Annotated in this window: 25 protein-coding genes; 12 read left to right on the top strand and 13 right to left on the bottom strand. The window is 68.7% G+C overall.

Features of this window, described 5'->3' with window-relative positions:
* Position 1: 1 nt before the first annotated feature.
* Genes VHP37_14600 through VHP37_14610 form a run of 3 tightly spaced genes read right to left on the bottom strand, consistent with a single transcriptional unit; the run spans position 2 to position 2,952 of the window.
* On the bottom strand, positions 2-964 hold the full coding sequence (locus tag VHP37_14600) for a tripartite tricarboxylate transporter substrate binding protein (GenBank protein ID HEX2827578.1): 963 nt from the start codon (positions 962-964) through the stop codon (positions 2-4).
* 18 nt (positions 965-982) lie between these two features.
* Positions 983-1,954: a tripartite tricarboxylate transporter substrate binding protein gene (locus VHP37_14605; protein HEX2827579.1), complete on the bottom strand. Its 972-nt coding sequence runs from the start codon at positions 1,952-1,954 to the stop codon at positions 983-985.
* A gap of 35 nt (positions 1,955-1,989) precedes the next feature.
* Positions 1,990-2,952 carry a nitronate monooxygenase gene (locus VHP37_14610; protein HEX2827580.1) on the bottom strand — a complete coding sequence of 321 codons (963 nt, stop codon included), beginning with the start codon at positions 2,950-2,952 and terminating at the stop codon, positions 1,990-1,992.
* Positions 2,953-3,022: 70 nt separating this feature from the next.
* Here VHP37_14610 and VHP37_14615 point away from each other — a divergent pair, with 70 nt between their 5' ends.
* Positions 3,023-3,472 carry a PAS domain S-box protein gene (locus VHP37_14615; GenBank protein HEX2827581.1) on the top strand — a complete coding sequence of 150 codons (450 nt, stop codon included), beginning with the start codon at positions 3,023-3,025 and terminating at the stop codon, positions 3,470-3,472.
* Positions 3,469-4,575 (top strand): alpha/beta hydrolase, encoded by a 1,107-nt coding sequence (locus tag VHP37_14620; protein ID HEX2827582.1) that lies wholly within the window; start codon positions 3,469-3,471, stop codon positions 4,573-4,575. Before VHP37_14615 ends, VHP37_14620 begins: the two co-directional genes overlap by 4 nt.
* A 216-nt stretch (positions 4,576-4,791) precedes the next feature.
* On the opposite strand, the gene VHP37_14625 is transcribed toward VHP37_14620, so the two are convergent.
* Positions 4,792-5,265 (bottom strand): hypothetical protein, encoded by a 474-nt coding sequence (locus VHP37_14625; GenBank protein ID HEX2827583.1) that lies wholly within the window; start codon positions 5,263-5,265, stop codon positions 4,792-4,794.
* Between the two features lie 185 nt (positions 5,266-5,450).
* Here VHP37_14625 and VHP37_14630 point away from each other — a divergent pair, with 185 nt between their 5' ends.
* Together VHP37_14630 and VHP37_14635 are read left to right on the top strand one after the other, a co-directional pair.
* A complete protein-coding gene (locus VHP37_14630) occupies positions 5,451-6,593 on the top strand; it encodes a beta-propeller fold lactonase family protein (protein ID HEX2827584.1) in 1,143 nt (380 codons plus the stop codon).
* Between the two features lie 11 nt (positions 6,594-6,604).
* On the top strand, positions 6,605-8,494 hold the full coding sequence (locus VHP37_14635; protein ID HEX2827585.1) for an alpha/beta hydrolase domain-containing protein: 1,890 nt from the start codon (positions 6,605-6,607) through the stop codon (positions 8,492-8,494).
* 75 nt (positions 8,495-8,569) lie between these two features.
* Here VHP37_14635 and VHP37_14640 read toward each other — a convergent pair whose 3' ends face one another.
* A complete protein-coding gene (locus VHP37_14640; GenBank protein HEX2827586.1) occupies positions 8,570-8,923 on the bottom strand; it encodes an FKBP-type peptidyl-prolyl cis-trans isomerase in 354 nt (117 codons plus the stop codon).
* 278 nt (positions 8,924-9,201) lie between these two features.
* Between VHP37_14640 and VHP37_14645 the strand changes: the two genes are divergently transcribed.
* The 4 genes from VHP37_14645 (at position 9,202) to VHP37_14660 (ending at position 12,133) form a co-directional block, all read left to right on the top strand.
* Positions 9,202-9,600, top strand: coding sequence for an ankyrin repeat domain-containing protein (locus tag VHP37_14645; protein HEX2827587.1), 399 nt, complete (start codon positions 9,202-9,204; stop codon positions 9,598-9,600).
* 67 nt (positions 9,601-9,667) lie between these two features.
* A complete protein-coding gene (locus VHP37_14650; GenBank protein HEX2827588.1) occupies positions 9,668-10,363 on the top strand; it encodes a cytochrome c4 in 696 nt (231 codons plus the stop codon).
* Entirely contained in the window at positions 10,360-11,640 is a 1,281-nt protein-coding gene (locus tag VHP37_14655; GenBank protein HEX2827589.1) for a cytochrome c, read from the top strand. Before VHP37_14650 ends, VHP37_14655 begins: the two co-directional genes overlap by 4 nt.
* A gap of 220 nt (positions 11,641-11,860) precedes the next feature.
* Positions 11,861-12,133, top strand: coding sequence for a hypothetical protein (locus tag VHP37_14660; protein HEX2827590.1), 273 nt, complete (start codon positions 11,861-11,863; stop codon positions 12,131-12,133).
* Between the two features lie 72 nt (positions 12,134-12,205).
* Here VHP37_14660 and VHP37_14665 read toward each other — a convergent pair whose 3' ends face one another.
* On the bottom strand, positions 12,206-13,537 hold the full coding sequence (locus tag VHP37_14665; protein ID HEX2827591.1) for an MFS transporter: 1,332 nt from the start codon (positions 13,535-13,537) through the stop codon (positions 12,206-12,208).
* Positions 13,538-13,608: 71 nt separating this feature from the next.
* On the opposite strand from VHP37_14665, the gene VHP37_14670 reads away from it, so the two are divergent.
* The gene (locus tag VHP37_14670) at positions 13,609-16,596 is read left to right on the top strand and encodes an L-glutamate gamma-semialdehyde dehydrogenase (GenBank protein ID HEX2827592.1); all 2,988 of its coding nucleotides are present in this window, start codon (positions 13,609-13,611) and stop codon (positions 16,594-16,596) included.
* An 81-nt stretch (positions 16,597-16,677) separates the two neighbouring features.
* Here the strand turns inward: VHP37_14670 and VHP37_14675 are convergent, their stop codons facing one another.
* Together VHP37_14675 and VHP37_14680 are read right to left on the bottom strand one after the other, a co-directional pair.
* Positions 16,678-16,830, bottom strand: coding sequence for a hypothetical protein (locus VHP37_14675; protein ID HEX2827593.1), 153 nt, complete (start codon positions 16,828-16,830; stop codon positions 16,678-16,680).
* Positions 16,827-17,075 carry a DUF6719 family protein gene (locus VHP37_14680; GenBank protein HEX2827594.1) on the bottom strand — a complete coding sequence of 83 codons (249 nt, stop codon included), beginning with the start codon at positions 17,073-17,075 and terminating at the stop codon, positions 16,827-16,829. Before VHP37_14680 ends, VHP37_14675 begins: the two co-directional genes overlap by 4 nt.
* 87 nt (positions 17,076-17,162) lie before the next feature.
* Here VHP37_14680 and VHP37_14685 point away from each other — a divergent pair, with 87 nt between their 5' ends.
* The 3 genes from VHP37_14685 to VHP37_14695 all read left to right on the top strand — a co-directional run bounded on the left by VHP37_14685 (position 17,163) and on the right by VHP37_14695 (position 21,044).
* On the top strand, positions 17,163-18,080 hold the full coding sequence (locus tag VHP37_14685; protein ID HEX2827595.1) for an EamA/RhaT family transporter: 918 nt from the start codon (positions 17,163-17,165) through the stop codon (positions 18,078-18,080).
* 9 nt (positions 18,081-18,089) lie between these two features.
* A complete protein-coding gene (locus VHP37_14690) occupies positions 18,090-18,650 on the top strand; it encodes an NADPH-dependent FMN reductase (protein ID HEX2827596.1) in 561 nt (186 codons plus the stop codon).
* Positions 18,651-18,767: 117 nt separating this feature from the next.
* A complete protein-coding gene (locus VHP37_14695; protein HEX2827597.1) occupies positions 18,768-21,044 on the top strand; it encodes a response regulator in 2,277 nt (758 codons plus the stop codon).
* A gap of 111 nt (positions 21,045-21,155) precedes the next feature.
* On the opposite strand, the gene VHP37_14700 is transcribed toward VHP37_14695, so the two are convergent.
* The 5 genes from VHP37_14700 to VHP37_14720 form a co-directional block, all read right to left on the bottom strand.
* Positions 21,156-21,707, bottom strand: coding sequence for a PqiC family protein (locus tag VHP37_14700; protein ID HEX2827598.1), 552 nt, complete (start codon positions 21,705-21,707; stop codon positions 21,156-21,158).
* 62 nt (positions 21,708-21,769) lie between these two features.
* The gene (locus tag VHP37_14705; GenBank protein ID HEX2827599.1) at positions 21,770-23,437 is read right to left on the bottom strand and encodes an MlaD family protein; all 1,668 of its coding nucleotides are present in this window, start codon (positions 23,435-23,437) and stop codon (positions 21,770-21,772) included.
* On the bottom strand, positions 23,430-24,080 hold the full coding sequence (locus VHP37_14710) for a paraquat-inducible protein A (GenBank protein HEX2827600.1): 651 nt from the start codon (positions 24,078-24,080) through the stop codon (positions 23,430-23,432). The genes VHP37_14705 and VHP37_14710 overlap by 8 nt, the downstream gene beginning before the upstream one ends.
* Entirely contained in the window at positions 24,077-24,733 is a 657-nt protein-coding gene (locus VHP37_14715) for a paraquat-inducible protein A (GenBank protein ID HEX2827601.1), read from the bottom strand. The genes VHP37_14710 and VHP37_14715 overlap by 4 nt, the downstream gene beginning before the upstream one ends.
* 171 nt (positions 24,734-24,904) lie before the next feature.
* Positions 24,905-25,837: an isocitrate lyase/PEP mutase family protein gene (locus VHP37_14720; GenBank protein HEX2827602.1), complete on the bottom strand. Its 933-nt coding sequence runs from the start codon at positions 25,835-25,837 to the stop codon at positions 24,905-24,907.
* Between the last annotated feature and the right edge of the window lie 40 nt (positions 25,838-25,877).

Raw genomic sequence — 25,877 nt, forward strand, 5'->3', positions numbered from 1 at the left:
CTCAATCGGCTTTGATGCCGGTTTCCTTTGCGACCTTGATCCACTTGGGGATCTCGCTGTCGATCAGCGCGCCGAGCTCCTTCGGCCCGGCCGCTACGATGTCGGCGCCGAGGCCGGTGATGCGCTCGTGCGTCTCGGGAATCGCGAGCGCCTTCGTGATCTCGCGGTGCAGGCGCTCGATGACGGCGCGCGGCGTGCCGGCCGGGACCGTCATGCCCTGCCACTCGAACACCTGGAAGCCGGGAATTCCCTGCTCGGCGATCGTCGGGACGTTCGGCAGCACCGGCTGGCGCTTCTGCGTGCCGACGCCGAGCGCGACAAGCTTGCCGGATTTGATGTGCGGCAGCACGGTCGAGACGATCGCCACCATCACCTGCACCTCGCCGGCGATCATCGCCGCGACCGACGGCCCGCCGCCCTTGTAAGGCACGTGGACGATGTTCGCGCCGCTCATGGTCTTGAACAGCGCGCCTGCGAGATGGGTCGCGCTGCCGTTGCCGGCCGATCCATAGTTGAGGCCGTTCGGGCGCGACTTCGACAGCGCCACGAGCTCGCCGACGTTTTTCGCGGGGACCGACGGATGCACCGTGAGCGCCATCGGCAGCGTCGTCATCAGCGTGACCGGCGCGAAGTCCTTGCGCGCGTCGAAAGGCAGCTTCTCGAACAAGGCGGGCGCCGCGCCGAACGACATCGTGGCGACGAGCACGGTATAGCCGTCGGGTGCGGCTTTCGCGACCAGCGCGGTGCCGGGGATGCTCGCGCCGCCGGGGCGGTTATCGACCACGACCTGCTCGCCCATGCTCTCGGAGAGGCGCGGCGAGATGATGCGGCTCGTGATGTCCGTCGCGCCGCCGACTGCGTACGGCACGACGAGACGTATGGGACGGTTGGGGTACTGATCGGCGCCGTAGGACGCCGGCGCGGCGAGCAACGCAAGAACGCAGCAACAATGACGCAGCATCATCGAACAGCCTCCTCCTCGTTACATCTGTTGTATGCCCGCCGCTTTCACCGCCGCCTGCCAGCGGGTTATTTCCGACTTGAGCATCGCCGCGAACTCCTCCGGCGTGCTTGCGACGACTTCGGAGCCGTCGTGCGCGAGGCGCTCGCGCACGTCGGGGAGCGCGAGCACCGCGACGATCTCCCGGTGCAGCTTCGCGACGATCTCCGCCGCGGTCCCTGCCGGCGCCCACACGCCGGTCCACTGGGCCGACTCGTACTTCGGCAGGCCTGCGGCTTCGGCGATGGTCGGAAGCTCGGGCGCCGACGCGGCGCGCCTGGCGCTCGCCACGCCCAGCGCGCGCAGGCGTCCCGCGCGCACGTGCGGCATCAGCGTCGACATGCTGTTGGTCATCAGCGCGACCTGTCCCGCGATCAGATCGATCACGCCCGGCGTGCTGCCCTTGTAGGGCACGTGCACGAGACGTATGCCGGCCATGCTCGCGAAGAGCGCGGTCGCCATGTGCGAGTTGGTGCCGTTGCCGCCGGAGGCATAGAGGATCTGATCAGGCTTGGCCCTGGCGAGCGCGATCAGGTCCTTCACGCTTTTCACCGGCACCGACGGATGGACGCACATCACGTTCGGTGCGACGACCGCGTTGGTGATCGGTGCGAAATCGTGTGCGGCGTCGTAAGGGAGCTTCTTGTAGAACGCCGGCGCGATGGTGAACGCCGCCCCGTTCATGAGCAGGGTGTAGCCGTCGGGCTTGGACTTGGCGACCGCGTCGTTGCCGAGGATCGTGCCCGCGCCGGGACGGTTCTCGACGACGACCTGTTTGCCGACGCGCCTGGTGAGCCCTTCGGCGATGAGGCGCGCCGCGGTATCGCTGCCGCTGCCGGCCGGTATCGCGACGATGATGCGGATCGGACGGCTGGGATACGCGTCCTGCGCCTGGACGGCGGCGGCCGAGAGCAGCAAGGATGAGAACGTCAACAGCGTCGAGCGAACTTTCATTCAGACTCCTCCACGGTCGCGAGCCCGAATGATACTCAACGCACCAGCGCCGACACCGATTTGATCTGCGCTTCCGCATCCGCGCTGATGCGCTCGACGAGCGCGCCCGCCGGCTCGACGCGATCGATGAGGTCGATCGCCTCGCTGGCCCAGACCACCGCCTCGCTGTAATCGCCGGCGCGGGCGGCGGCGTCGTAGCTTTTCGCAGCGGTCGCGACGTCCGATTCCAGAGCGTCCTCGCGGCCGTGCCAGCGCTCCATGAACGCGTTGCGCAGCGCGCGACCCGGGAAGTGCGCCGGCCACGCATAGCCGCGGACGATGTCGAAGACGCGCGTGCGCGAAGTCTCGGCGCCGGCCGCTTCGGCGATGCGCTGTTTGGCCGCGTCGGTGCCGAGCGCCTCGACCGACGCATAGAAGCGCGTGCCGAGCAGCACGCCGTGCGCCCCGAGGGCGAGCGCGGCGGCGAGACCGCGCCCGTCGGCGATGCCGCCCGCGGCGACGACCGGGATCGGCCGGACCGCGTCGATCACCGCGGGCACCAGCGGCAGCGTCGAGCGCGCGCCGCTGTGACCGCCGGCTTCCTTGCCTTCGGCGACGATGAGGTCGGCGCCGACTTCTTTGGCTACGCGCGCCTCTTCGACGTCCTGCACCTGGCAGATGAGCTTGCAGCCCGCGGCGCGTATGGCGGCGACATACGGACGCGGATCGCCGAACGACAGCACGAACGCGGCGGGGCGGTAGGACAGCGCGAGGTCGAGCGCTTCGCGCTTGATCGTCCAGGTGATGAGCCCGACGCCCCACCGCCGCTTCGTTTCCCGAGTGACGAGGTCGAGCTCCTTGCGCAGCCACGCGGGATCGCCGTAGCCGCCGCCGACGAGCCCGAGTCCGCCGGCGTTGGAAACCGCTGCCGCGAGACGTCCGCCTGCGACCCCGCCCATCGGGCCGAGCACGATCGGGTGTTTCAGGTCGAACATGCGCGTAAGCTCGGTCTGGATCATGGTGTGTGTTCCTCCTTTGGAGCGGTCAACATATCATGTTGTGATAGAGACGGCCAACGAGGAGTAGAGCATGCGATCATCCGATCAAAACGACGCGCTGAATGCGGCGCTGGTGGCGCAATCCCCGGACGCGATCATCCTGAGCGACCGCGAGGGCAACATCGAAGTCTGGAACGCGGCCGCCGAGCGCATCTTCGGCCACCGCGCCGACGAGGTGCTGGGCCGCAGCCTCGATGTCATCATTCCCGAGCGGCTGCGGGCGGCGCACTGGGCGGGGTTCGACGCGGCTCTGGCGAGCGGCCGCGAGAAATACGCCGGACGCGTGCTCACCACGCGCTCGATGCACAAGGACGGATCGAAGCTCTACGTCGATCTCGCGTTCGCGCTGATCAGGGATGCGGCCGGCGCGGTCACCGGCGTCGTCGCCACCGCGCGCGATTGCACCGCGCGTTACGAAGAGGAGCGGGCGCTGCGCGCACGCGTGGCGCAGCTCGAAGCCGGAAAGGGAGGGAGCCCATGATCACCGTTGCACGTGCCGCGGCCGCGCTGGCCGCACTCGCATTGACCGGCTGCGCGGCGAACCAGGAGGTGCGCACCGGGTACTTCTTCGTCGGCGGCCGGTACGTCGACGGCAAGACCGGGCCGCTCATGGAGCGCCAGTCGTACGTCGAGTATTTCATGCCGGCGCAGCGCACCAGGCCGTACCCGATCGTCATGATCCACGGCGCGGCGCAGACGGGGTCGAACTTCACCGGCACGCCCGACGGGCGCAAGGGCTGGGCGCAGTGGTTCGTCGAGCAGGGCTATGCGGTGTACGTGATCGACCAGCCGGGGCGCGGCCGCTCGGCTTATAACGACTCGATGGGCGCGCTCACGCGCTTCCCGGCGTCGCAGATCGAGCAGCGCTTCACCGCGCACGAGAAGTTCAACCTGTGGCCGCAGGCGAAGCTGCACACCCAGTGGCCCGGCGAAGGTCCGAAGAAAGGCCAGCAGGGCGATCCGATCTTCGACCAGTTCTATGCGTCCCAGGTGCAGTACATCGCGAGCAACGTCACCACGCAGGCGCTGAACCGCGACGCCGGCGCGGCGCTGCTCGACAGGATCGGCCCGGCCATCGTGTTCACGCACTCGCAGTCGGGCGCCATCGGCTGGCCGATCGCCGACGCGCGGCCGCAGCTCGTCAAGGCGATCGTCGCGGCGGAGCCGAGCGGGCCGCCTTTCGCGAACGCGGTGTTCGGCGAGCAGCCGGCGCGCCTATGGGGCGTGACCGACATCCCGATGACTTACGACCCGCCGATCACCGACGCGAAGCAGCTCGTCGTCGTGCGCGAGGCGCAGGCGGACGGTCCCAACCTCGAGCGCTGCCGTTTGCAGGGCCAGCCGGTGCGCCGGCTGCCGCGGCTCGCGGGCATTCCCATCCTCATCCTCGCCGCGGAGTCGTCGTATCACGCGGTCTACGACCACTGCACCGCGAAATACCTCGATCAGGCCGGCGTGAAGAACACCTTCGTGCGCCTAGAGGACGTCGGCCTGCGCGGCAACGGTCACATGCTGATGATCGAGAAGAACAACCTCGAGATCGCGGCGTATATCGAGCAGTGGCTGGCGAAGAGCGTGAAGTGAGGTCGTGCGCCACGGGATCGCCCCGGCGTTCCTATCGGAGCCGCCTCGCGATGACGTCATTGCGAGGAGCGGCAGCGACGAAGAATCCCGTGACGCTCGGACGCTAACGCGTCTGCCCGTCGTGCTTCTGGTTGTAGATCGCGCGGTCAAGCTGCACGGCTGAAGCCGCTTGCTGTCCACGCTCGCGACCCGGTCGCGGTCCGGCGCGGTGACGCTTCAGAACTTGCGGATGTACTGCACGCTCAGCGCGCGCAGGCGCTTGTCACCCCACGTGTGGCCGTATCGCAGCTCGATCTCGTGGTCGCGCCCGATCTCGAGGCTCGGCCCGGTGCTGAGCCGGTGCACGCGCTCGCCCGCGGTGCCGTCGATGGCGTCGATCTCGCGCCAGCCGACGGTCCATTCCCAGCCTCGGCCCAACTCGTATTTGAGCCCGGGCTCCGCGTACGCGTAGCTGAACGTCCGATCGCTGCCGAAGCTGCGGCCGACGCCCCCGCGCACGTAATACGTCAGCGACCCGGTGATCTTTCCGCTGTGACGCATGCGCAGGAAGAGCTTGGTCTCGTGCTCGCGCTCTCCGCTCGCGTCGGCGCGCTCGTCGAGGCCGCGCTCGATCAGCAACTCGACGCGGTCGATGAGACTGCCGTTGGCGAACTGCCAGCCCGGCTGCAGCGTGACGCCGTGGCTCGACACGCCCCGGTTTCGGTCCCTCTCGCGCTCGACCTCGATGCCGACGCGCGGTCCCTCCGAACGAGCGACTCCGGGGACGAGCGATAGCAGGACGAACGCTGTCGTGGACAGGCGCGGCACGGGCCGATGATGCCACACGTCGCTGTGTCATACTCGGGCGGTCCCCCGCGTAAGAACGGAGAGAAGTCTTGGAGAGAGAACAGCGCGCGGCGCTCTACGTAAGCGTCGGCCGCGAGCTCACGCACTACGACATCGATGTCGCGCGCGCGGAGCTCGTGAAGCGCGCGACGATCGAGCTCCCGCAGAACCTGCAGTATGCGTGGCCGCATCCGTCCCACGAATACCTCTACGCCGCGTGCAGCAACGGCTCGCCCGAGAGCGGCGGTGACGCACACTGCGCCGTCGCGCTGGACATCGACCCGAAGTCGCGCGCCTTGCGCGCGCACGGCCCCGAGGTGCCGCTGCCGTCGCGGCCGATACACGTCACGCTCGACGGCGCGGGCGCGCACATGCTCACGGTCTACAACAAGCCGAGCAGCATCACGGTCCATCGCATCGGTCGCGAAGGATCGATCGGCGCGCTCGTTCGCCAGTCGGGCGATCTCGATACCGGCATCTACGCGCACCAGGTCAAGGTCGCGCCGTCCAACCGCGCGGTGGTCGTGGTGGCGCGCGGCAACGACGCCCAAGGCGATCGGGCGGAGGATCCCGGCGCGCTGAAAGTGTTCCGTTACGCCGACGGACAGCTTGCGCCGTCACGCCCGGTTGCCCCGAACGGCGGCTACGGCTTCGGGCCGCGGCACATCGATTTCCATCCTTCGCGGCCGTGGGTGTACGCCTCGCTCGAGCGGCAGAACACGCTGCAGATGTATCGCTTCGACAACGACGCGATGGAAGAGGCGCCGGCGTATACCAAGGAGACGCTGGCCGATGCGCAAGGTAAGCGCCGGCGTCAGCGGCCCGGCACGATCCACGTGCATCCGAACGGCCAGTACGTCTACGTCGCGAACCGCGCGAGCGGCGCCGACGGCGAAGGGTTTTACATCGGCGGCGAGAACAACATCGCCGTCTATCGCATCGACGCCAAGACCGGCGAGCCGACGGCGATCCAGCATGCCGACACGCACGGCGTCGTCCCGCGCACCTTCGCGCTCGATCCGACGGCCAGGCTGCTCGTCGCGGCGAACTCGGTGGCTATCCGCACGCGCGAAGGCGCGATCAGCCCGAGCCTCGCGGTGTTCAAAGTCGCCGGGGACGGAACGCTCGAATACGTCCGCAAGTACGACGTCGACGTCGGCCAGGAGACCATGTTCTGGATGGGTATCGTTTGAGGGAGGGCATCATGGGCACTCGCTTCGAGATCGCAAGGCGCGAAGTCGTACTCGGCGGTAAACCGTTCGGCGACGCGGGCGCATACGAGAAGGTCGTCGGCACGCTGCGCTTCGCCGTCGATCCGAAGCACCCGCTGCACGCGCAGATCACCGACATCGCCCTGGCGCCCGCGAACGCTCGAGGCGAGGTCGAGTTCGCCGCCGATTTCTACGTGCTGAAGCCGGTCGACATGAGCAAAGGCAATCGCCGCCTGCTGCTCGACGTGCCGAACCGCGGCCGCAAGGTCGCGCTCGACATCTTCAACAGCGCGCCGCGCGTTCCCGAGCCCTCACAGCCGGCGCACTTCGGCAACGGCTTCCTCATGCGCCACGGCTACACCGTCGCGTGGGTCGGCTGGCAGTCCGACGTTCCGCGCCAGGACGGCATGATGGCGATGGACGTGCCGCGAGCGAAAGGCCTGACCGGAACGGTGCGGGTGCAGCTTCGTCCCAACGATCGCGTGGATACGCTGCCGCTCGCGGACCGCTATCACATTCCGTATGCGGCGGCGGACCTGAGCCAGCCCGACGCGAAGCTCACGATGCGCGAGCGCTCGGGTGCGCCGCTCGTCGAGATCCCGCGCGGCAAGTGGCGCTTCGCCGACGCGAGCCATGTCGCGCTCGAAGGCGGTTTCACGCCCGGCGCGATCTACCAGATCCTGTATCGTTCGGCCGATCCTTCGATCGTGGGCCTGGGGATGCTCGCGGTGCGCGACGCGGCGGCTTTCCTGCGCTGGGGATCGGGCGACGCGGGCAACCCCTGCGTCGGCGGTATCGACCGCGCGTATCTCTTCGGCGTGTCGCAGAGCGGGCGCTTCCTGCGGCACATGCTGTTTCTCGGTCTCGACGAGGACGAGCAGGGCCGGATCGTGTTCGACGGGGTGCTGCCGCACGTCGCGGGCGGACGGCGAGGCGAGTTCAACCTGCGCTTCGGCCAGCCGTCGCTCAACATCCATGCGTCGGTCGCGAGCCTGCCGCCTTTCAACGACGCCGGCGTGTACGAGCGCCTCGAAGCGCGCGGCGGCGTGCCCAAGATCGTCGCGACCAACTCGACGCCGGAATACTGGCGCGGCGATGCTTCGCTCATCCATACCGATATCAAGGGCGAGCGCGACGCCGAGCCTGCATCGTTCGTGCGCGCCTATCTCTTTGCGGGCACCCAGCACACACCCGGCGCGCTGCCGCCGCTCGCGGCGAACTCGAGCACCGGCGATCGCGGTTATCACCCGTTCAACGTGGTCGATTACTCGCCGCTCCTGCGCGCCGCGCTCGTCAATCTCGACCGCTGGGTGAGCGAAGGCGTGGAACCGCCGCCGAGCGCAATCCCGCGGCTCTCGGATAACACCGCGGTCGCGGCCGAATCGCTGCAGGCGTTCTACGAGACCATTCCCGGCGCGCGCTTCCCGGTGCGTGTGGCGAGACCGAGGGTGCTCGACTTCGGTGCCGACATCGACCAGGGCGTCGCGGTCTATCCCGCGAAAGCCGGTGAGGCGTATCGCAGCTACGTCTCCGCCGTCGACGCCGACGGCAACGAAGTCGCGGGCCTGACGCCGGTCGAGCTCAAGGCGCCGCTCGCGACCTTCGCCGGCTGGAACACGCGCCATCCGGACACCGGCGCGGCGGGCGACCTCATGTCGATGAACGGCTCGACGCTGCGCTTCCCGCTCACGCGCGAAGAGCGCGAGAAGACCGGAGACCCGCGGCGCTCGATCGCCGAGCGCTATCCTTCACGCGCCGCGTACCTCGAAGACGTCAGGGCGAAGACCCGCGAGCTGATCGACAAGCGGCACGTGCTCGCCGAAGACCTCGAGAGCATCGTCGAGCGCGCCGGCAAGCGCTGGGACTGGATACACACCCTCTGACCCGCCGTCATACATCCGGGACAGACCCCGATTCGCGGCAAGCGAGAAACCGGGGTCTGACCCCGGTTGGTGCGATCAGCGGACGCCGAGCAGCTCGACTTCGAAGACGAGCGTCGCGTTCGGGGGAATGACGCCGCCCGCCCCGCGCGATCCGTAGGCGAGATCGGACGGAATGGTGAGCTTGCGCACGCCGCCGACCTTCATGCCCTGCACGCCTTCGTCCCAGCCCTTGATGACGCGTCCGCCGCCGAGCGGGAATTCGAACGGCTGGCCGCGGTCCTTGCTGGAATCGAACTTCTTGCCGTCGGTGAGCCAGCCGGTGTAGTGCACCGACACCGTCTTGCCGGCTGCGGCGGCCTCGCCGGTGCCCTGTTTCACATCTTCGTATTTGAGACCCGAAGCGGTCGTGACGGTCTTGTTGTCGGACATCGTTGCACCCTGAAGTGGATTGATCGTGAGCATGCCGAGCGCGATCAGCGCGGCAAACAGTTTCTTCATCGCAGGAAAGCTCCTCGAGGATAGGGCCGGCGCGGATCGCCGAAGCCCGCGATGGTACATCAGGCCCGCCGTGCCCGGCAGCCGCGGTCGCGCGCTGCGCGCAATAAGCCATTCGGCAGCGGTGGAGCGGGGGATTCCGGGCGCGTCGCGGCGGCTTCTATGCTCGGCCGATGGATAACTGCCAGAGCAAGCAAGCCAAGGAAGCGCGCATGTCCCACCTCATGTTCCAGCTTCGCGGGGTGCGCGCCGGGGTGCAGCAGCTCCTCGACGATATCGGCTGCGCGATGACGGTCGACGTCTCGCCGGTCACCGTCCACACGCGCGACGCCACGAACGACACGCCGCTGCATTACGCGGCGTACTGGGGCGACGTGCGGGCGATCGACATGCTCGTCGAAGCGGGCGCGACGCTCGACGCGCACGGCGCCTTCGACGCGACGCCGCTGCTGTGCGCGATCTTCAACGGCCATTACGCCGCCGCGGCGCTCCTCGTCCAGCTCGGCGCTTCGCCCTACGAGCCCACCGCGCTGGGTACCGCGGTCGAAGCGGCCGCGCGATCGAAAGACCTTCGCATCCGCTCGCTCTTCGGCGACAATCCGGCCGCGTAATCCGTCGGCCGGCGCGCGGAACATCCCTTGCAACGTCGGCCGCGCTGTCGTTTCTCCCGTTTCCTGCATGAAGAAGCTGCTTCTCCTGTCCCTGCTCGCCGCGATCGCGTCTCACGCCGATGCCGCCGAGTCCCGCAAAGTAGAAAACACCATCGCGCAGCGCGCGGCCGCGTGCACGACCTGCCACGGCAAGGAAGGCCGCGCGACGAACCAGGGCTATTTCCCGCGCATCGCGGGCAAGCCCGCCGGTTATCTCTACAACCAGCTCGTCAATTTCCGCGAAGGCCGCCGCACTTACGCGCTGATGACTTACCTCGTCGACCATCTCACCGACGAGTATCTGCTGGAGATCGCGCAGTACTTCGCGAGCCTGGACCTGCCGTATCCGCCGCCGCAGCGGCCGAGCGCGAGCCCGGCGGCCTTGCAGCGCGCCGAACGGCTCGTGCAGGAAGGCGATCAAACGAGGAAGATCCCCGCCTGCACGCAGTGTCACGGGGATGCGCTCACGGGCGTCGCGCCGGCGATTCCGGGCCTGCTCGGCCTGTCGAGCGATTACCTCCAGGCGCAGCTCGGCCACTGGAAATCGGGCGAGCGCCGAGCGCAACAACCCGACTGCATGGCGAAGATCGCGGCGCAGCTCACGCCCGACGAAGTGGGCGCGCTGTCCTCGTGGCTCGCCGCGCAGGCGGTCCCGCGCGATGCCAAGCCTGCCGGCGCGATGAAGCGCCCGGCGCCGATGGACTGCGGCGGGGTGCCGAAATGACGTTGAGGCGCGTGCTGCTCGGCGTCGCCGCCGTGCTCGTGCTGCTCGCGGCGCTCGTCGTGTGGCTGAACGTGCGCGGCGAAGACCCGATCCCGGAGAGTTCGGCGGCGTTCGCGCCGACGGTCGAGCAGGTGAAGCGCGGCGAGTATCTCGCGCGCGCCGGCAACTGCATCGCGTGCCACACCGCGCGCGGCAGCGCGCCCTATTCGGGCGGGCTGCCGGTGCGCACGCCGTTCGGCACGGTCATGTCGACCAACATCACGCCCGATCGCAAGACCGGCATCGGCTCGTGGACGCCGGCGCACTTCTGGCGGGCCTTGCACAACGGGCGCTCGAAGGACGGCCGGCTGCTCTATCCGGCGTTTCCGTATCCGAATTACACGTTCGTCACGCGCGAAGACTCCGACGCGATCTTCGCCTATCTCATGAGCATGCCGGCGGTGGAGAAGCTCAACCGGCCGCACGCGCTGCGCTTCCCCTACAACAGCCAGGCGGCGCTCGCGGTGTGGCGCGCGCTCTTCTTCGAGCCCGAGCGCTACACGCCCGATCCCGCGAAACCGGCCGAGTGGAACCGCGGCGCGTACCTGGTGCACGGGCTCGGCCACTGTGTCGCCTGTCACGGTCCGCGCAACGCGTTCGGCGCGACCGAGGACAAGCTCGAGCTCTCGGGCGGGCTCATCCCGATGCAGGGCTGGTATGCGCCCGCGCTGACCTCGATCAGCGAAGCGGGCGTGGCGGACTGGGAAACGAAGCACGTGGTCGACCTGCTGAAAGCCGGCGTCTCGCCGCGCGGCTCGGTGATGGGGCCGATGGCCGAGGTCGTCTTTCGCAGCACCCAATACCTGTCGGATGCCGATCTGGCCGCGATGGCGGTTTTCCTGAAGGCGCTTCCGCAGGCGGCGCCGGCGCCCACCGACGATTCGCCGGCGGTGCCCGACGCCCTGCGCACCGCGGGCGAGAAGCTCTACCGGGACCACTGCGCGGGTTGCCACGGCGACGCGGGCGAGGGCGCAGCGGGGGCGTATCCGGCGCTGGCGGGCAACCGGGCCGTAACGATGGCCGTCCCCGCCAACCTCATCCGCGTCGTGCTGAGCGGCGGTTACCTGCCCGCGACCGCGGGCAATCCGCGCCCGTACGGCATGCCGCCTTTCGCCCACGTGCTCGACGATGCAGCCGTGGCGGCGGTCGTCTCGTATATACGCAGCGCCTGGGGCAACCGCGCCGGTCCCGTTTCGCAGCTGCAGGTCATGAGATCGCGTGCGGGAGAAGGCGAGTGACGAAACCCCTAAACCCGGGGTTCGTTGCGTCGTTAACACGTTACTGCTGCCGCCTGTCGCCGAACGACGACCGGCAGTCGGCCGCCCGGAAAAGCCGTGAGAAATGTCTTGTCGCTGTCGATAGAGGCGCAGATATCTTTCACATGCACGCAACACGGCGCCGCCAGCATGGCGGTGGGTAACGGTTCGACAACAGCGGGAGACAACAATGGAATCGGAAATGAATGCTGCTCCCAGCGAGCAGGGTGAGGCGGAAGTCGAGTACAGCTATCGGGTGCAGGGACCTGGGCACAGCCTGCTCGACGTGTTGATGCCGGCGAATCCTCCGGAGCCCAAGAACGCGCGGGTGATCCGGCTGTTCGACACCGAGGCGAAAGACCAGCAGCCCCAGGGCTACCAGGCGGTGCCGGTGCGCCGCGAGGCCCGCAGCGGCCGCCGCGCTTCGCGCGAGCTGCGCAGCCAGAGCCTGCTCGCCGCCGCCGGCAACTTTTGATCGGGCGTGGCGCCGCAAGGCGCCTAAGCGCGCCGTTGCGCGGCGAGCGCAGCGAAGCAGCGGCGTTATCTTTCACCGACGGTTCGCCGCCGCCCTCAGGCTCCAGAAGTCCGCGCGCCAGCGCCACGCGATGAAGATCGCGAACGCGAGTCCGAACACGCAGTAGAACGTGGCGGTCGCGGAATAGCCGAAGCGCGCGATCAGCGGCCCCGCCAGCAACAGGCCGGGCAGGTTGCCGTAGATCATCAGCATCCGTATGCCCATCACGCGGCCGCGGAACTGCTCGTCGGAGGTCCGCAGCAGGATCGCGGACATCGGCACCTGGCTCATGCTCTGCGCGAATCCCGCGAGCATCAGCACCGCGACGCCGAGGCCGTGCCACGGCACGTAGGCGAAGACGAGCAGCATCGAATACCACCCGATGCCGCCAAGGATCATCCAGCGTCCCGGACGGATCGACCCGCCGAAACGCGTGAGCCAGATCGATCCCAGCAGCGACCCGAAGGCGGCGCCCGCCACCAGGTAACCCAACCCGGTCCGGTCGGTGCCGTAGACTTCCTTCGCCACGTACGGCATGAGCCCGTTGAAGAGCGGGAACGCGGTGAGATTGAGCAGGAAGGCGAGGCACATCAGCGCCAACAGCGCCGGGGTGCGGCGCACGTACGAAAGCCCCAGCCGCAGATCGCGCCACGGCGACACGCTCGCCGGGACGGCCCTCGCTTCCAGCCGCTTCGCCGCCCGCACGCTGCGCGCCTTGAGCGTGAGCGCGACGCTCGACGCGTAGAGGCACGCCACCACGAGATACGCCGGGCCCATGCCGAGCAGCGCGACGAGCCCCGCGCCGGTCAGCGCACCCATGACCTTCGCCGAATCCTGGGTCGTGCGCTGGATGCTCATCGCGCCGACCATCTGCTCCGCCGGCATGGTGTCGCCGACGAGCGCGGCGCGCATGCCGACGTCCGAAGGGCGCACGAGGCCGAGGAGGCCCGCGCTGATGAGCGCGTAGCCGGGACTGAACGCCCCGAGAACGATGAGGGCGCACAGCGTGCTCGCCAGCAGGGCGTAGATCGTGCGCATCCCGGAGAGCACGTTGCGGTGGCCGAGCCGGTCGCCCATCACTCCGAACATCGGCGCGATCAACGTCCCCAGGTACTGCATCGAGGCGAACAGGGTCAGCAGGAATACCGACTGAGTCTCGACCAGGACGTACCAGCCGAGGATGAGCGTCTCCATCTCGAACGCCCACGAGGTGGCGAGATCGGCGGGCCACTGGTAGCGGAACGCACGAATGCGAAACGGTGCGAGCGCGGATGTAGGCGCGACGGCGCTCACGGCGTCGGCGGCCGCGCGGCGCGTGCAACGAGCTGCATTGGTGTTGTTCTCCTCCTCGGCTGAAAGTAGCACGATTACGTCATTGCGAGGAGCGCGAGCGACGAAGCAATCCCGTGGCGCACGTGTATCCTTCCCGCATGCCGATGGACGTTCCCCCGCCGCGCCTGCCCTCGCCGTATCGTGACGAAAGCGCGGCGGCGCGGGCGGCGATAGCAGCGCTCGACGGCGCGCTAGACTGGAACCGCGTGGCCGCGGCGGCGATCCCGTGGATCGAGCGCGTTCGCAGCGCGCCGCATCCGTTCTGGGCGCTGGAGACGCTGCTCACCGAGTACCCGATCTCGAGCGCCGAAGGCACTGCGCTCATGCGGCTGGCCGAAGCGCTGCTGCGCATCCCCGACCGCGACACCGCGATCGCGCTCACCGCCGACCAGCTCACGCGCGCGAACTTCGAGCAGCGCCACGGCCACGGCGCGATCGCGGTGTCCGCTCGCGCGCTCGCGCTGGCGAGCTCGCTCCTGCCCGAAGGCGACGCGACACATCCGGGCCTGCTGAAACGCCTCGGCGGCGAAGCCGTGGTCGCGATCGCGATGCGCGCGGTGCAGCTCCTCGCACGCCAGTTCGTGCTGGGCGAGACGATTCAAAAAGCGATCGCGCGCGGCGACGAGTGGCGCGCACAGAACGCGCAGTTCAGGTTCAGCTACGACATGCTGGGTGAGGGCGCGCGCACCGCGGAGGATGCGCGGCGCTATTTCGAGCACTATCTCCAGGCGGTCGAGGCGATCGCGGCGCGGCCGTTCGCCGCAGGCGAGGGCGCCAGCGCCACAGCGCGCGACGGCATCTCGATCAAGCTCTCGGCGCTGTTTCCGCGCTACGAAGACGTCCAGCGCGCGCGCGTGATGCGGGACCTCGTCCCGCGTGTCTGGACGCTGTGCGAGCGCGCGGCCGCCGCCGGGATCAACCTCACCATCGATGCGGAGGAGAGCGAGCGCCTCGAGCTCTCGCTCGACGTGTTCGAAGCGCTGGCGCAGCGCGTCGCGCGCGAGCACGCGTCGTGGCGCGGCTTCGGCCTCGCGGTGCAGGCCTATCAGACGCGCGCCCTCGAGACGGCCGGACACGCGATCGATCTCGCGCGACGTTACGGGCTGCGCTTCATGGTCCGTCTCGTCAAAGGCGCGTACTGGGACGCCGAGATCAAGCGCGCGCAAGTGCTGGGCGTCGGCGGCTATCCCGTTTACACGCACAAGCCTCACACCGACGCGAGCTATCTCGCGTGCGCGAAGCGCCTGCTCGAAGCAAAGGACGCGGTCTATCCGCAGCTCGCGAGCCACAACGCGGCGACCATCGCCGCGGTGCTCGAGCTCGCGCGCGAGACGAACGCGCCGTTCGAGCTCCAGCGGCTGCACGGCATGGGGGAGAGCGTTTATCGAGAGGTGCTCGCGTCGAGCGATGTGCCGGTGCGCGTGTACGCGCCGGTCGGCGAGTATCGAGATCTCCTCGCGTATCTCGTGCGGCGGCTGCTCGAGAACGGCGCGAACTCGTCGTTCGTGCATCAGCTCGCGAACGAGGACGTGCCTGCCGCCGAGCTCGTGCGCTCGCCGCTCCATGTCGCGCCCCGTCCGGCATTGCCGTTGCCGGGCGAGCTGTACGGCGCCGAGCGGCCGAACAGCCGCGGGCTCGACGTCGCCGAACGAACGCATCGCGCGCTGCTGATCGACGCCGCGGCGGATGTGGACGTACCGTCGATTGCCGACCTCGCCCGCGTCGATGCGGTGATGGATACCTTGCGCGAAGGATTCGCCGCGTGGTCGCAGCGCGACGTTACGAAGCGCCGCGCGATCCTGCGCGAGACCGGCGACCGGCTCGAGGCGCGCCTGCCGCGGTTCGCCGCGCTCGTCGTGAAGGAAGCGCACAAGACCTGGGACGACGCGGTCGCCGAAGTGCGCGAGGCGGTCGACTTCCTGCGCTATTACGCGGTCGAAGCGGAGCGCGTCATGGCGCCGCGCGAGCTCCCCGGGCCGACCGGCGAATCGAACGTGCTGCGCCTGAAGCCGCGCGGCGTGTGGGTCGCGATCTCGCCGTGGAACTTCCCGCTGGCGATCTTCACCGGGCAGGTCGCCGCGGCGCTCGCCACGGGCAACAGCGTCGCCGCCAAACCGGCCGAGCAGACGCCGGCGATCGCGTCGGCCATGGTCGATCTCTTCCACGAGTGCGGCGTGCCGCGCGATGCGCTGGCGCTGTGCGCCGGCGACGGCGAGACCGTCGGCGCGGCGCTCGTCGCCCATCCGCTCGCTGCGGGCGTCGCGTTCACCGGCTCGACCGCGGTGGCGCGCAGCATCGCGCGCGCGCTGATCGGCGACGACGACCGCCGTGCGCTGCGTCCCTTGATCGCCGAGACCGGCGGCGTCAACGCGATGATCGTCGACACCACCGCGCTGCCCGAGCAGGTCGTCGACGCGGTGGTCGCGAGCGCTTTTCGTTCGACGGGGCAGCGCTGCTCCGCGCTGCGCGCGCTGTGCGTGCACGAAGCGCTGTGGAACAGCGTGATCGCGATGCTGAAAGGCGCGATCGCGGAGCTGACCGTCGGCGACCCTTCCGATCCTTCCACCGACGTCGGGCCGGTGATCGACGCGGCGGCGAAAGCGAATCTCGATCGCCAGATCGCCGCGCTCGCCGCGCGCGGCCGGCACATCGCGGGCGGAACGCTGCCGCGAGCGCTGCGCGGCAACTACGTCGCGCCGTGCATCTACGAGATCGACCGCCTCGAAGCGGCGGACGAGGAGATCTTCGGCCCGGTGCTGCAGGTCGTGCGCTGGAGCGGCGACCTCGACGCGCTCGTCGGGTCGATCAACGCGCTCGGCTTCGGCCTCACGCTCGGCGTGCAGACGCGCATCGACAGCCGCGCCGAGCGCATCTCTGCTAACGCGCGCGTGGGCAACGTCTACGTCAACCGCAGCATGATCGGCGCGGTGGTCGGCGTGCAGCCGTTCGGCGGAGAAGGGTTGAGCGGCACCGGCCCGAAAGCGGGCGGGCCGCACTACCTCCCGCGCTTCTGTGTGGAGCAGACGGTGACGGTCAACACCGCCGCGGCAGGCGGGAACGCGGCGCTGCTCGGAGCCTTGCCCGGCGATTGACCGTCGCTACGAAGCGTAGGGTGCGTCAGGCGAAAGCGGTAACGCACCGGGCCTCATCGTAGGGTGCGCTGGCTCGCACCCTCATCCCCCGCGCGTGCGCACCCACCACGTGTAGGCCGTGATCGCGATGCAGCCGACCACGACGATGAAAAGGGCGATGCCGGCGATCCTGTCGCGGCGCTTGGCAGCTTTCGCGCGGGTCGTGAGCGGTGGAACCTGATTGCGATGTTTCATTGGGGCCTGTCGGTCGACGCGCGCGCCGGGCGAGGCACGCAACGCACCTGTCTTGAAATATTCTTCTCGCGGCTGCCGCCGATCACTTCCTTGATCTCGCCTTTCGGGCACTTGCGGTCGTCCACGTAGACCGTCACGCCGTGGGAGATCTCTCCCTCCTGCGGCATTTCCTTCAGCGGTCCGGGATCCGCCGCGTAGGCTGCGCCCATCAGCAGCGAACACAATGGGATGCAGGCACGCAGCATGGAACGGTCGAAGAGTGAAAAACCCCCGCATCGTAACATCGCGTGACGCATAATCGGCCCGATGACTCATGCAAGCAGGCTCGCCGGTTGATCGCGCCCGACTGGCTGTGGATACCCGTCACGATCGGCGCGGCGCTCGCACAGACCTCGCGTAACGCCGCGCAGCGGCACCTCACGCCGATCCTCGGAACGCTGGGCGCGACGCTCGTGCGCTTCCTGTACGGGCTGCCGTTCGCGCTGATCTGGCTGGGGATCGTGGCGTTCGCCACGGGGCAGCCGCTGCCCTCGGCCAACTGGAGCTTCGCGGCGTGGGTGGTCGTGAGCTCGGTCGCGCAGATCGGCGCGACCGCGCTGCTCCTGCGCGTCATGCACGAGCGCAACTTCGCGCTCGGCACCGCGTACGCGAAGACCGAAGTGATCCAGATCGCGGTCTTCGGCCTGGTCTTCCTCGGCGACCCGATCACGCCTACGATGATGATTGCAGTCGCATTCGGCACGGTGGGCGTGATGCTGCTCGCGCCGATCGACAGGCAAAAGCCGGTGAGCACGCTCATCAAAGGCTGGACGACGCGCACCGCCCTGCTGGGCGTCGCGTCGGGCGCGGGCTTCGGCCTCGCCGCGACCGGCTATCGCGGCGCGGCGCTCGCGCTGCCCGGCACCGAGTTCCTGATGGCCGCGGCGTACACGCTCGTCGCCGCGCAGGCGTTGCAGACGGTGCTGCTCGGCGGCTGGCTGCTGGTGCGCAGCTCCAGCGTCGTGGTGCGCGTGCTGCGCGAGTGGAGGAGATCGCTCTTCGCCGGGCTCATGGGCGCGACGGCGTCGGCGTGCTGGTTCACCGCGATGGCGATCGAGCCCGTCGCGCACGTGCGCACCCTCGCGCTGATCGAAGTGTTCTTCGGCTACGTGATCTCGCACCGCTTCTTCCGCGAGCGCGTGACCGGAATAGAGATGGCGGGCATGGTGTTGCTCGTGATGGGTCTCGTCATCGTCACGCTGATGCGATAGGAGTCGCTTGTGGTCAAGCTGATAGGCATCTCGGGCAGCCTGCGCAAAGGCTCGTTCAACTCGGCGGTGCTGCGAGTCGCGGCAGAGCTCGCGCCGGCGGACAGCGAGGTCGTCATCGAATCGATCGCGGGCATACCGCTCTACGACGGCGACGACGAAGCCGCGAGCGGCATTCCGGATCCGGTGACGCGCCTGAAGAATGCGATCGCGACCGCCGACGGGCTGCTCCTGGTGACGCCCGAGTACAACAACAGCCTGCCCGGCGTCACCAAGAACGCGATCGACTGGCTGTCGCGGCCGCCCGCGGACATCGGCCGCGTCTTCGGCGGCAAGCCGGTCGCCATCGCCGGTGCCTCGCCCGGCGGTTTCGGCACCATCCTTTCCCAGAACGCCTGGCTGCCGGTCTTCAGGACCCTCGGCGCGGAGCTCTGGTCCGGCGGCAGGCTGCTCGTCTCGCGCGCCGGCAGCGTCGTCGACCCGCAGGGGACCATCACCGACGCGGCCACGCGCGAGGCCATAGGCAAGTTCGTGAAGGGATTCGTGGAGCACGTGGCGCGGCGGAAACGATAAAACCGCGGTCTGACCCCGATGAAGCGGGGGTCAGACCCACTCAAGGTTTCCTCTCGGCCTGCCGTTAAACTCGTGCCGACCGGGCTGGTGTTCGTCTATTCCGGCGGCGCCAGCGCTATGTCCACTTCCCGCATCGCGAAAATCGACGTCCGTATCCAGGCCGAGCAGGTCGACATGCTCTATCGGCTGTCGCCGCACGCGCTCGTCACGTCGGCGTTCGGGGCTTCGATCATCTTCGCCTTGTTCTGGCGGTTCGCCGACCGCACCGCGATGCTCGCGTGGCTCGCGGCGCTGGCCGTGACGTGGATCGGCCGCTATGCCCTGGTGCTCGCCTACCGCCGCGCCAGGCCGGCGGCGGGGAACGCCAAACGGTGGGGCTATTACTTCTGCGCCGGCACGTTCTGCGCCGGCGCGGCGTGGGGCGTTCTCGGGACGCCGCTGATTCCGGTCGAGTCGTACAAATACCAGGTCATCTTCTCGGTGATCGACGTCGCGGTCGCGGCGATCGGCATCTTCTCGGTCTACCCCTGGACGCGCGCCTACGCCGCGCTGGTGCTGCCTTTCATGCTGCCCTCGACGATCACGCTGCTCGCCAAAGGCGACGGCGAGTCGACCGTGCTCGGCCTGATCCTGCTCTTCTTCGTCCCGATCGCGATCAGCGCCGCACGCCGCCTCGGCAGGACCAACCTCGAATCGATCCGGATGCGCTTCGACATCGCGGCGATGTCGGAGCAGCGCGAGCGCGACAAGCAGGCGGCCGAAACCGCGAAGCGCTCGGCCGAGGACGCCAACCGCACCAAGTCCGAGTTCCTGGCGAACATGAGCCACGAGATTCGCACCCCGATGAACGGCGTGCTCGGCATGGCGGAGCTCCTGCTCGACACCGCGCTCAGCGACGTGCAGCGGCGCTACGCGCTCAACGTGAAGAACTCGGGCGAATCGCTGCTGCACATCATCAACGACATCCTCGATTTCTCGAAGATCGAGGCGGGCAAGATGGAGCTCGACACGGTCGACTTCGACGTGCGCGAGACGACCGAGGAGGTCGTCGAGCTGCTCGCGAGCCACGCGCAGGCGAAAGGGCTGGAGCTCACGTGCCAGATCGCGGACGACGTGCCTTCGGGCCTCGCGGGCGATCCCAACCGGCTGCGCCAGGTGCTCGTCAACCTGGTCGGCAACGCGATCAAGTTCACCGAGCGCGGCGAGGTCGGGATCACCGTCGGACGCGCGCCGGAGGGGCGGGTGTGCGCGGTGCGCGGCGGCTGCGTGCTGCACTTCGCCGTGCGCGATACCGGCATCGGCATCAGCGACGAAGCACGCGAGCGCATGTTCAAGGCGTTCACCCAGGGCGACGGATCGACCGCGCGCCGCTTCGGCGGCACGGGGCTGGGCCTCGTCATCTCCAAGCAGCTCATCGAGATGATGGGCGGGGAGATCGAGATGAAGAGCCGCGTCGGCCACGGCTCGACGTTCTCGTTCACCGTCGCGCTCGCCCAGCGCGTGGACGCCGGCGCGCGCATCGAGCGCGCCGAGGACCTGCACGGCCTGCGGGTGCTCATCGTCGAGGACAATCCGACGAGCCGCATCATCCTCGAGCGCTACGTCGAGGCGGCCGGCATGGCGAGCGAGAGCGTCGACAGCGGCGAGCGCGCGCTGGTCGCGCTGCGCGACGCCGCGGCGAGGCGCATACCGTTCGATCTCGGGCTCGTCGACATGAAGATGCCGGGCATGAACGGTCTCGAGCTCGCGCAAGCGGTGCGTGCCGAGCCTGCGCTCGCACGTATGCCGCTCGTGCTGCTGTCGTCGCTCGCTTCGGGTGATGGCGTCGCGGCGAGGGACGCGGGCTTCAATGCGTGGCGCAACAAACCGGTACGGCGCAGCGAGCTGTGGCAGACCATCGCGAGCGTGGCGGGCAGGACGCCCGTGCGGCCGGCGCCGGTGGGACCGGTCGAGAAGCAGCCGCTCGTCGCCGCGCGCGTGCTGCTGGTCGAAGACAACCGCGTCAACCAGGAAGTGTGCAAGGCGATGCTCGCGAAGCTCGGCTGTGCTGTGGACGTCGCCGCCGACGGGCGCGCCGGCGTCGATGCGGCGCTGGGTGCGCCGTACGACATCGTCCTCATGGATTGCCAGATGCCCGAGATGGACGGCTTCGAGGCTGCGCGCACCATCCGCGCGCGCGAAGCCGAGATCGACGTCGAGCGCATCGGCTCCGGCCTGCCGCGGCGACGCATGCCGATCGTCGCGCTGACCGCGAACGCGATGGAAGGCGACCGCGAGCGCTGCCTCGCGGCGGGCATGGACGACTACCTCGCCAAGCCTTTCAAGAAAGACCAGCTCGTTCACGTGCTCGAGTTCTGGGTCGGGCGCGAGCAGCGGGTGGCGAAAGCTGCCTGAGGCCGGATCGTCATCCCCGCGCAGGCGGGGATCCATGCTTCAACCCCGAAAAAATCAAAATGGATTCCCGATCGTTTCGCGCTTGCGCGCGGTCGGGAATGACGGGTGGCGCTACTTCGATGCGGTGACGATCGCCGCCGCGATCTCGGCGGCGATCTTTGCCACCGCGCGGCTGTGCGCCGCGACCAGCGCATCGTAGCCGGCACCCGCCGGCTCGGCGACGACCGAGCGGCCCGACAGTGCGGCCGGATGGTCTTTCGTCCTCACCTGCCACGACGCCTGTATCGCCGCGCCTTCGTTCGACGAATCGAAGCGCTGCACGTCGACGATGACGCGGTAATCGGGCGCGCCGGTCGCGCGCTGGTCCATGGTCGACACGCGCGCGTTCGGCAGCGCCCTGGCGAGACGGTCGGCGATGACGCGCGCGATCTCGCTCTTGAGCGGCGCCGCCCAGCGCGCCTGCTCGTCGATCTGGACGCGGTTTTCGGCGGTGCGCGTGACGATCTGCGGCCGGTCGACCAGCTCCGGGATCGTCACCGGTCCGACGACGACCGTGTTTGCGGCAGCCGAGGCGGGCGCCGGCGGCGGGGCTTCGGAGGCGAGCGTGTAGAAGCGCGGCTCGGGGCTGGTGCCGGTGATGCCGCAGGCGGCGAGGAGAAGCACCAAGACAGCTGCGACGAAGGCAGGGTGGCGCGGCGATGGGGCTGCCGCGCAAGCGAAGTTCTTCAACGCTTCTCCTCCTTCTTGCCGCGGATCACCGCCTCGGGGTGGCGTTCCAGGTAGTCGGCGAGCACGCGGAACGACGCGGCGGCTCGACCGATCTCGCGCATCGCGTCGCTCGCTTCGAGCGGCAGCGGCTCGGCGTCGCGCATCGTGCGCTCCACCGAGCCCAGCGCCTGCTTCGCCTGCGTGATCGCCTGCCGCGCTTCGATCAGCGCGCTCCTCGCCTCGACCATCGCCTGCTTCGCTTCGACCATCGTGTCGCGCACCTCGGGAGCGATCTCGCGGTCGACGCGGGAGAGCACGCCGCTCGCGGTCTGCAGCGTCTTGCGCAGGTCGCTGCTGATCTCCTCGAACTGGACGCGCTCGAGCTTCCTCGCGATCGAAGCGACGGTCGTCTGCAGCTCCGCCGCCGCTCCCGGCACCGTCGGAATCGTCGGCGGGTTCTGCGCGGTGTCCATGCGCGCCGGCCTCACGTCTTTACGCAGCTCGAGCGCGATGTACTTCTGCCCGGTCAGGAGGTTCGCCGAGCGCATCTGCGCGCGCAAGCCGCGCTCGACGAGCCGCGCGAGCGAGGGCCCGACGTCGGGCGGCGGGGTGGCGCCGCTGTAGCGGTTGCGGAACAGCCGCTCGGGATAGAAGTCGATCATGACGACCATCGAGAGCTCGCGCTTCTGCCGGTCGTATTCGGCGTCGATGCTCTTTACCTCGCCGACGAGGAGCCCGTTGAAATCGACCGGCGCGCCCACGCCCAGGCCGCGCACCGACTCGTGGAACACCAGCGCGTAAGGCTCGATGACGGTCACCGGATCCTTCATCGCCTGCACCCGGTCCGCGTGCAGCCTGAAGATCGAGTTCTCCGGCGCGGCCGGCTGCCTGGCCGAGCCGTCGGGCGCCTGGAACGCGATGCCGCCGACGAGCACCGAGGCGATCGATTCGGTGTTGATCTTCAGCCCGTTCGCGTCGAGCGCGACGTCGACCCCGCTCGCGTGCCAGAAGCGCGCGTTGGGGGTGACGTAACGGTCGTAGGGCGCGTTGACGAAGACGCGCACGAGCACGCCGGTGCCTTCCTTGTCGAGCTCGTAGGCGACGACGCGGCCGGCTTCGAGCCTGCGGTAGTACAGCGGCGAGCCCACGTCGAGCGAGCCGATGTCCTCCGCGCGCAGCACGAACTGTTTGCCCGCCAGACCGGTGGTGATCACCGGCGGCGTGTCGAGCCCTTCGAAGTCGCGCCGCGACTCTTTCGACTTGCCCGGATCCATCCCGATGTACGAGCCCGAGAGCAGCGTGCCGATGCCCGACACCGTGCCGCCCGCGATGCGCGCGCGCACCACCCAGAAGCGCGTGTCCTGCACCACGAGGCCCTCGGCGGCCTTGGACAGGTCGGCTTTGACGAGGACGCCGGTGCGGTCGTCGCCGAGCGAGATGCTCTTCACGATGCCGATGTCGACGTCCTTGTACTTGACGCGCGTCTTGTTCGCTTCGATGCCTTCGGCGGTCTTGAAGCGGATCGTCACGGTAGGGCCGTCGGCCATGATCGCGCGCACCGCGAGCCAGCCGCCGACCACCGCCGCGACGATCGGCAGCAGCCACACCCACTGGAAGGCGAAGCGGCGCTTGCGCACGCGCACCGCGCGCGGCAGCTCCTGATCGTCCTCGCGAATCTCAGCCATGCGGCCGCCGCCTCGCGTGCTCCGCCGAATCCCAGATGAGCCGCGGATCGAAGCTCATCGTCGAGAGCATCGTCAGCACGACCACCGCGCCGAAAGCGAGCGCGCCCTTGGCGGGCGTGATCGCGGCGAGGAGCTGGAGCTGCACGAGCGTGACGAGGATCGCCACCACGAAGACGTCGAGCATCGACCAGCGGCCGATGATCTCGAGGATGCGATAGAGCCTGGCGAGATCGTGACAGTGCGTGCTGACACCCTGGTGGACGGCGACCAGTATGACCAGCATCGCCAGCATCTTGAGCATCGGCACCATGATGCTCGCGATGAACACGATGATGGCGATGCCCCACGAGCCCGATTTCCACAGCAGCACGATGCCGCTCATGATCGTGTCGCTGTGCGAGCCCATGATGAGCGACTCGGTGTCCATGATCGGCAGCAGGTTCGCCGGCAGGTAGAGCACCATCGCCGCGACGAGGAACGTCCAGCTTCGAAGCAGGCTGTGGGGCTTGCGCACGTGGAGCCGCCGGCCGCAGCGCGGGCAGGCGTTCGCGTCTTCCTCGTGCGACGCCGGCTGCGACAGCAGGCCGCACGTGAGGCACGACAAGAGGCCCGCTCCCGCGGCGGTGATGTCTCCCGGCCTCATGGCGTCGAAGACGCGTGACGGCGGCCGGCCTCGTCGATGCCGCCCGGCGCGGGCCGGTACTTCGCCCAGATCACACGAGCGTCGAACGAAGCGACCGCCGCGGCGATCGCGAAGAGCAGCGCGCCGAACGACCACAGACCCACGCCCGGCTGCACGCGCGCCATCGCGCCGAGCTTGACCAGGGAGACGAGGAGCCCGAGGATGAAGACTTCGGTCATGCCCCACGGGCGGATCGCCTGGAGCATGCGCACCGCACCCGGAAGCAGCGTCGGAACGCGCCCCGCGTGCAGCGGGACGAGGAGGTACAGCATCGCGCCGAGCTGGAGCGCGGGCACGACGATCGTCGTGAAGAACACCAGGACGCCCAGCGCGCGCATGTTCTCGTCGTACAGCGTCCTGGCGGTGCCGAAGAGCGTCGCGACGGTCGTCTGCCCCTGCACTTCGAGGCCGACGATCGGAAAGGCGTTGGCGAGCACGAACAGGATCGTCGCCGCGAGCGTGTAGGCGAGCGGCCGGTCGAGATCGTCGTCGAGGGGCTGGTAGAGCACGCCCGAGCACCGGCTGCACCGCGCGACCATGTGTCCGGCGAGCGCGGTGGGGCGCTGGAGCAGGTCGCATTCGCGACACGCGATGAGGGGGCCGTGCAGGCGCATACGGCGCAGCTAAAGCAAGCCGCAGGCCGACTAAGAGCTGATTGACCGCCAAGGACGCAAAGGACGCCAAGGAAGGGCAAAAGCGTTTCTCTCGGGCGGGACGACCGAGGAAATCGTTTTTCGCCTTGGTTTTCCTTGGCGTCCTTTGCGTCCTTGGCGGTTAACTGCTTTTTACGCTTTGCGGTATTTGTTCAAGCCGGCGCCGGAGAAGTAGCGTTCTTCCAGCTCCCGCTGGCGGTCGGCGCCTTCGCCTTCGGGACCGACGCGGGGGATGGGATAGGGCTTGTCCTTGCGGCTCGCTTCGAACTCTTCCCACGCTTCGATGCCGCGGGCGTTGAAGTCCTGCATGAAGTCCCACAGCGCCGCCCAGGTCACCGCGTGGGTGAAGCCTGGATACCAGGCGATGTTGATTCCCAGCGCGAGGTGCTCGTCGAGCCCGAGGTAGCGCGGGAGCTTGCCTTTCATGAACGAGAACGGCCCTTCGACCGCCGCGCGCGCCGCACGGATCTCGTCGACCGAATGCGGCGATTCGAGCTGCACCCAGTCGACGCCGGCGACTTCGCGATAGGCTTTCAGTCGCGCGATCGTATCGTCGAAGCTGCTGTTCGCCGCGTCGCGCGCATAGCACTGCGCCATGATCACGAAATCGGGATCGAGCTCGTCGCGCATCTCGACCGCCGCGCGGTAGCGCGCGATCGCCTGCTCGAGCGGCACGACCTCCATCCCCGCGTCCTGCGTCCGGCGCTTGCCTTCGAGCGGCTGGTCGTCGATGCGGATGCCGGACAGCCCGGCGCGTATGCATTCGCGCACCAGCCTGCGCACCGCCATCACGCCGCCGTGGCCGGTGTCGCCGTCGATGATGATGGGAAAATTCACCGCCTGGGCGATCCAGCCGGCGATCTGTATGCACTCCATCATGCCGAGCGCGCCCACGTCGGCGAGGCCGGTGTACGCGCCGACGACGCCGCCGGTGCCGACGAAGCCGACTTCGCAGCCGGCTTTTTCCATGATGCGCGCGTGGGCGGCGGTGGGGGGGTGGAGCACGGTCAGTACTCTGTCCTTGCGGGCCATGAGCTCGCGCAGGCGGGCGGATCGGGTCGTCATTCGAAATTCCCTGGGGGTCGATGGTTTGTATGATACAGTA

This window comes from Burkholderiales bacterium (genome assembly GCA_036262035.1).
GTDB lineage: Bacteria > Pseudomonadota > Gammaproteobacteria > Burkholderiales > SG8-41 > JAQGMV01.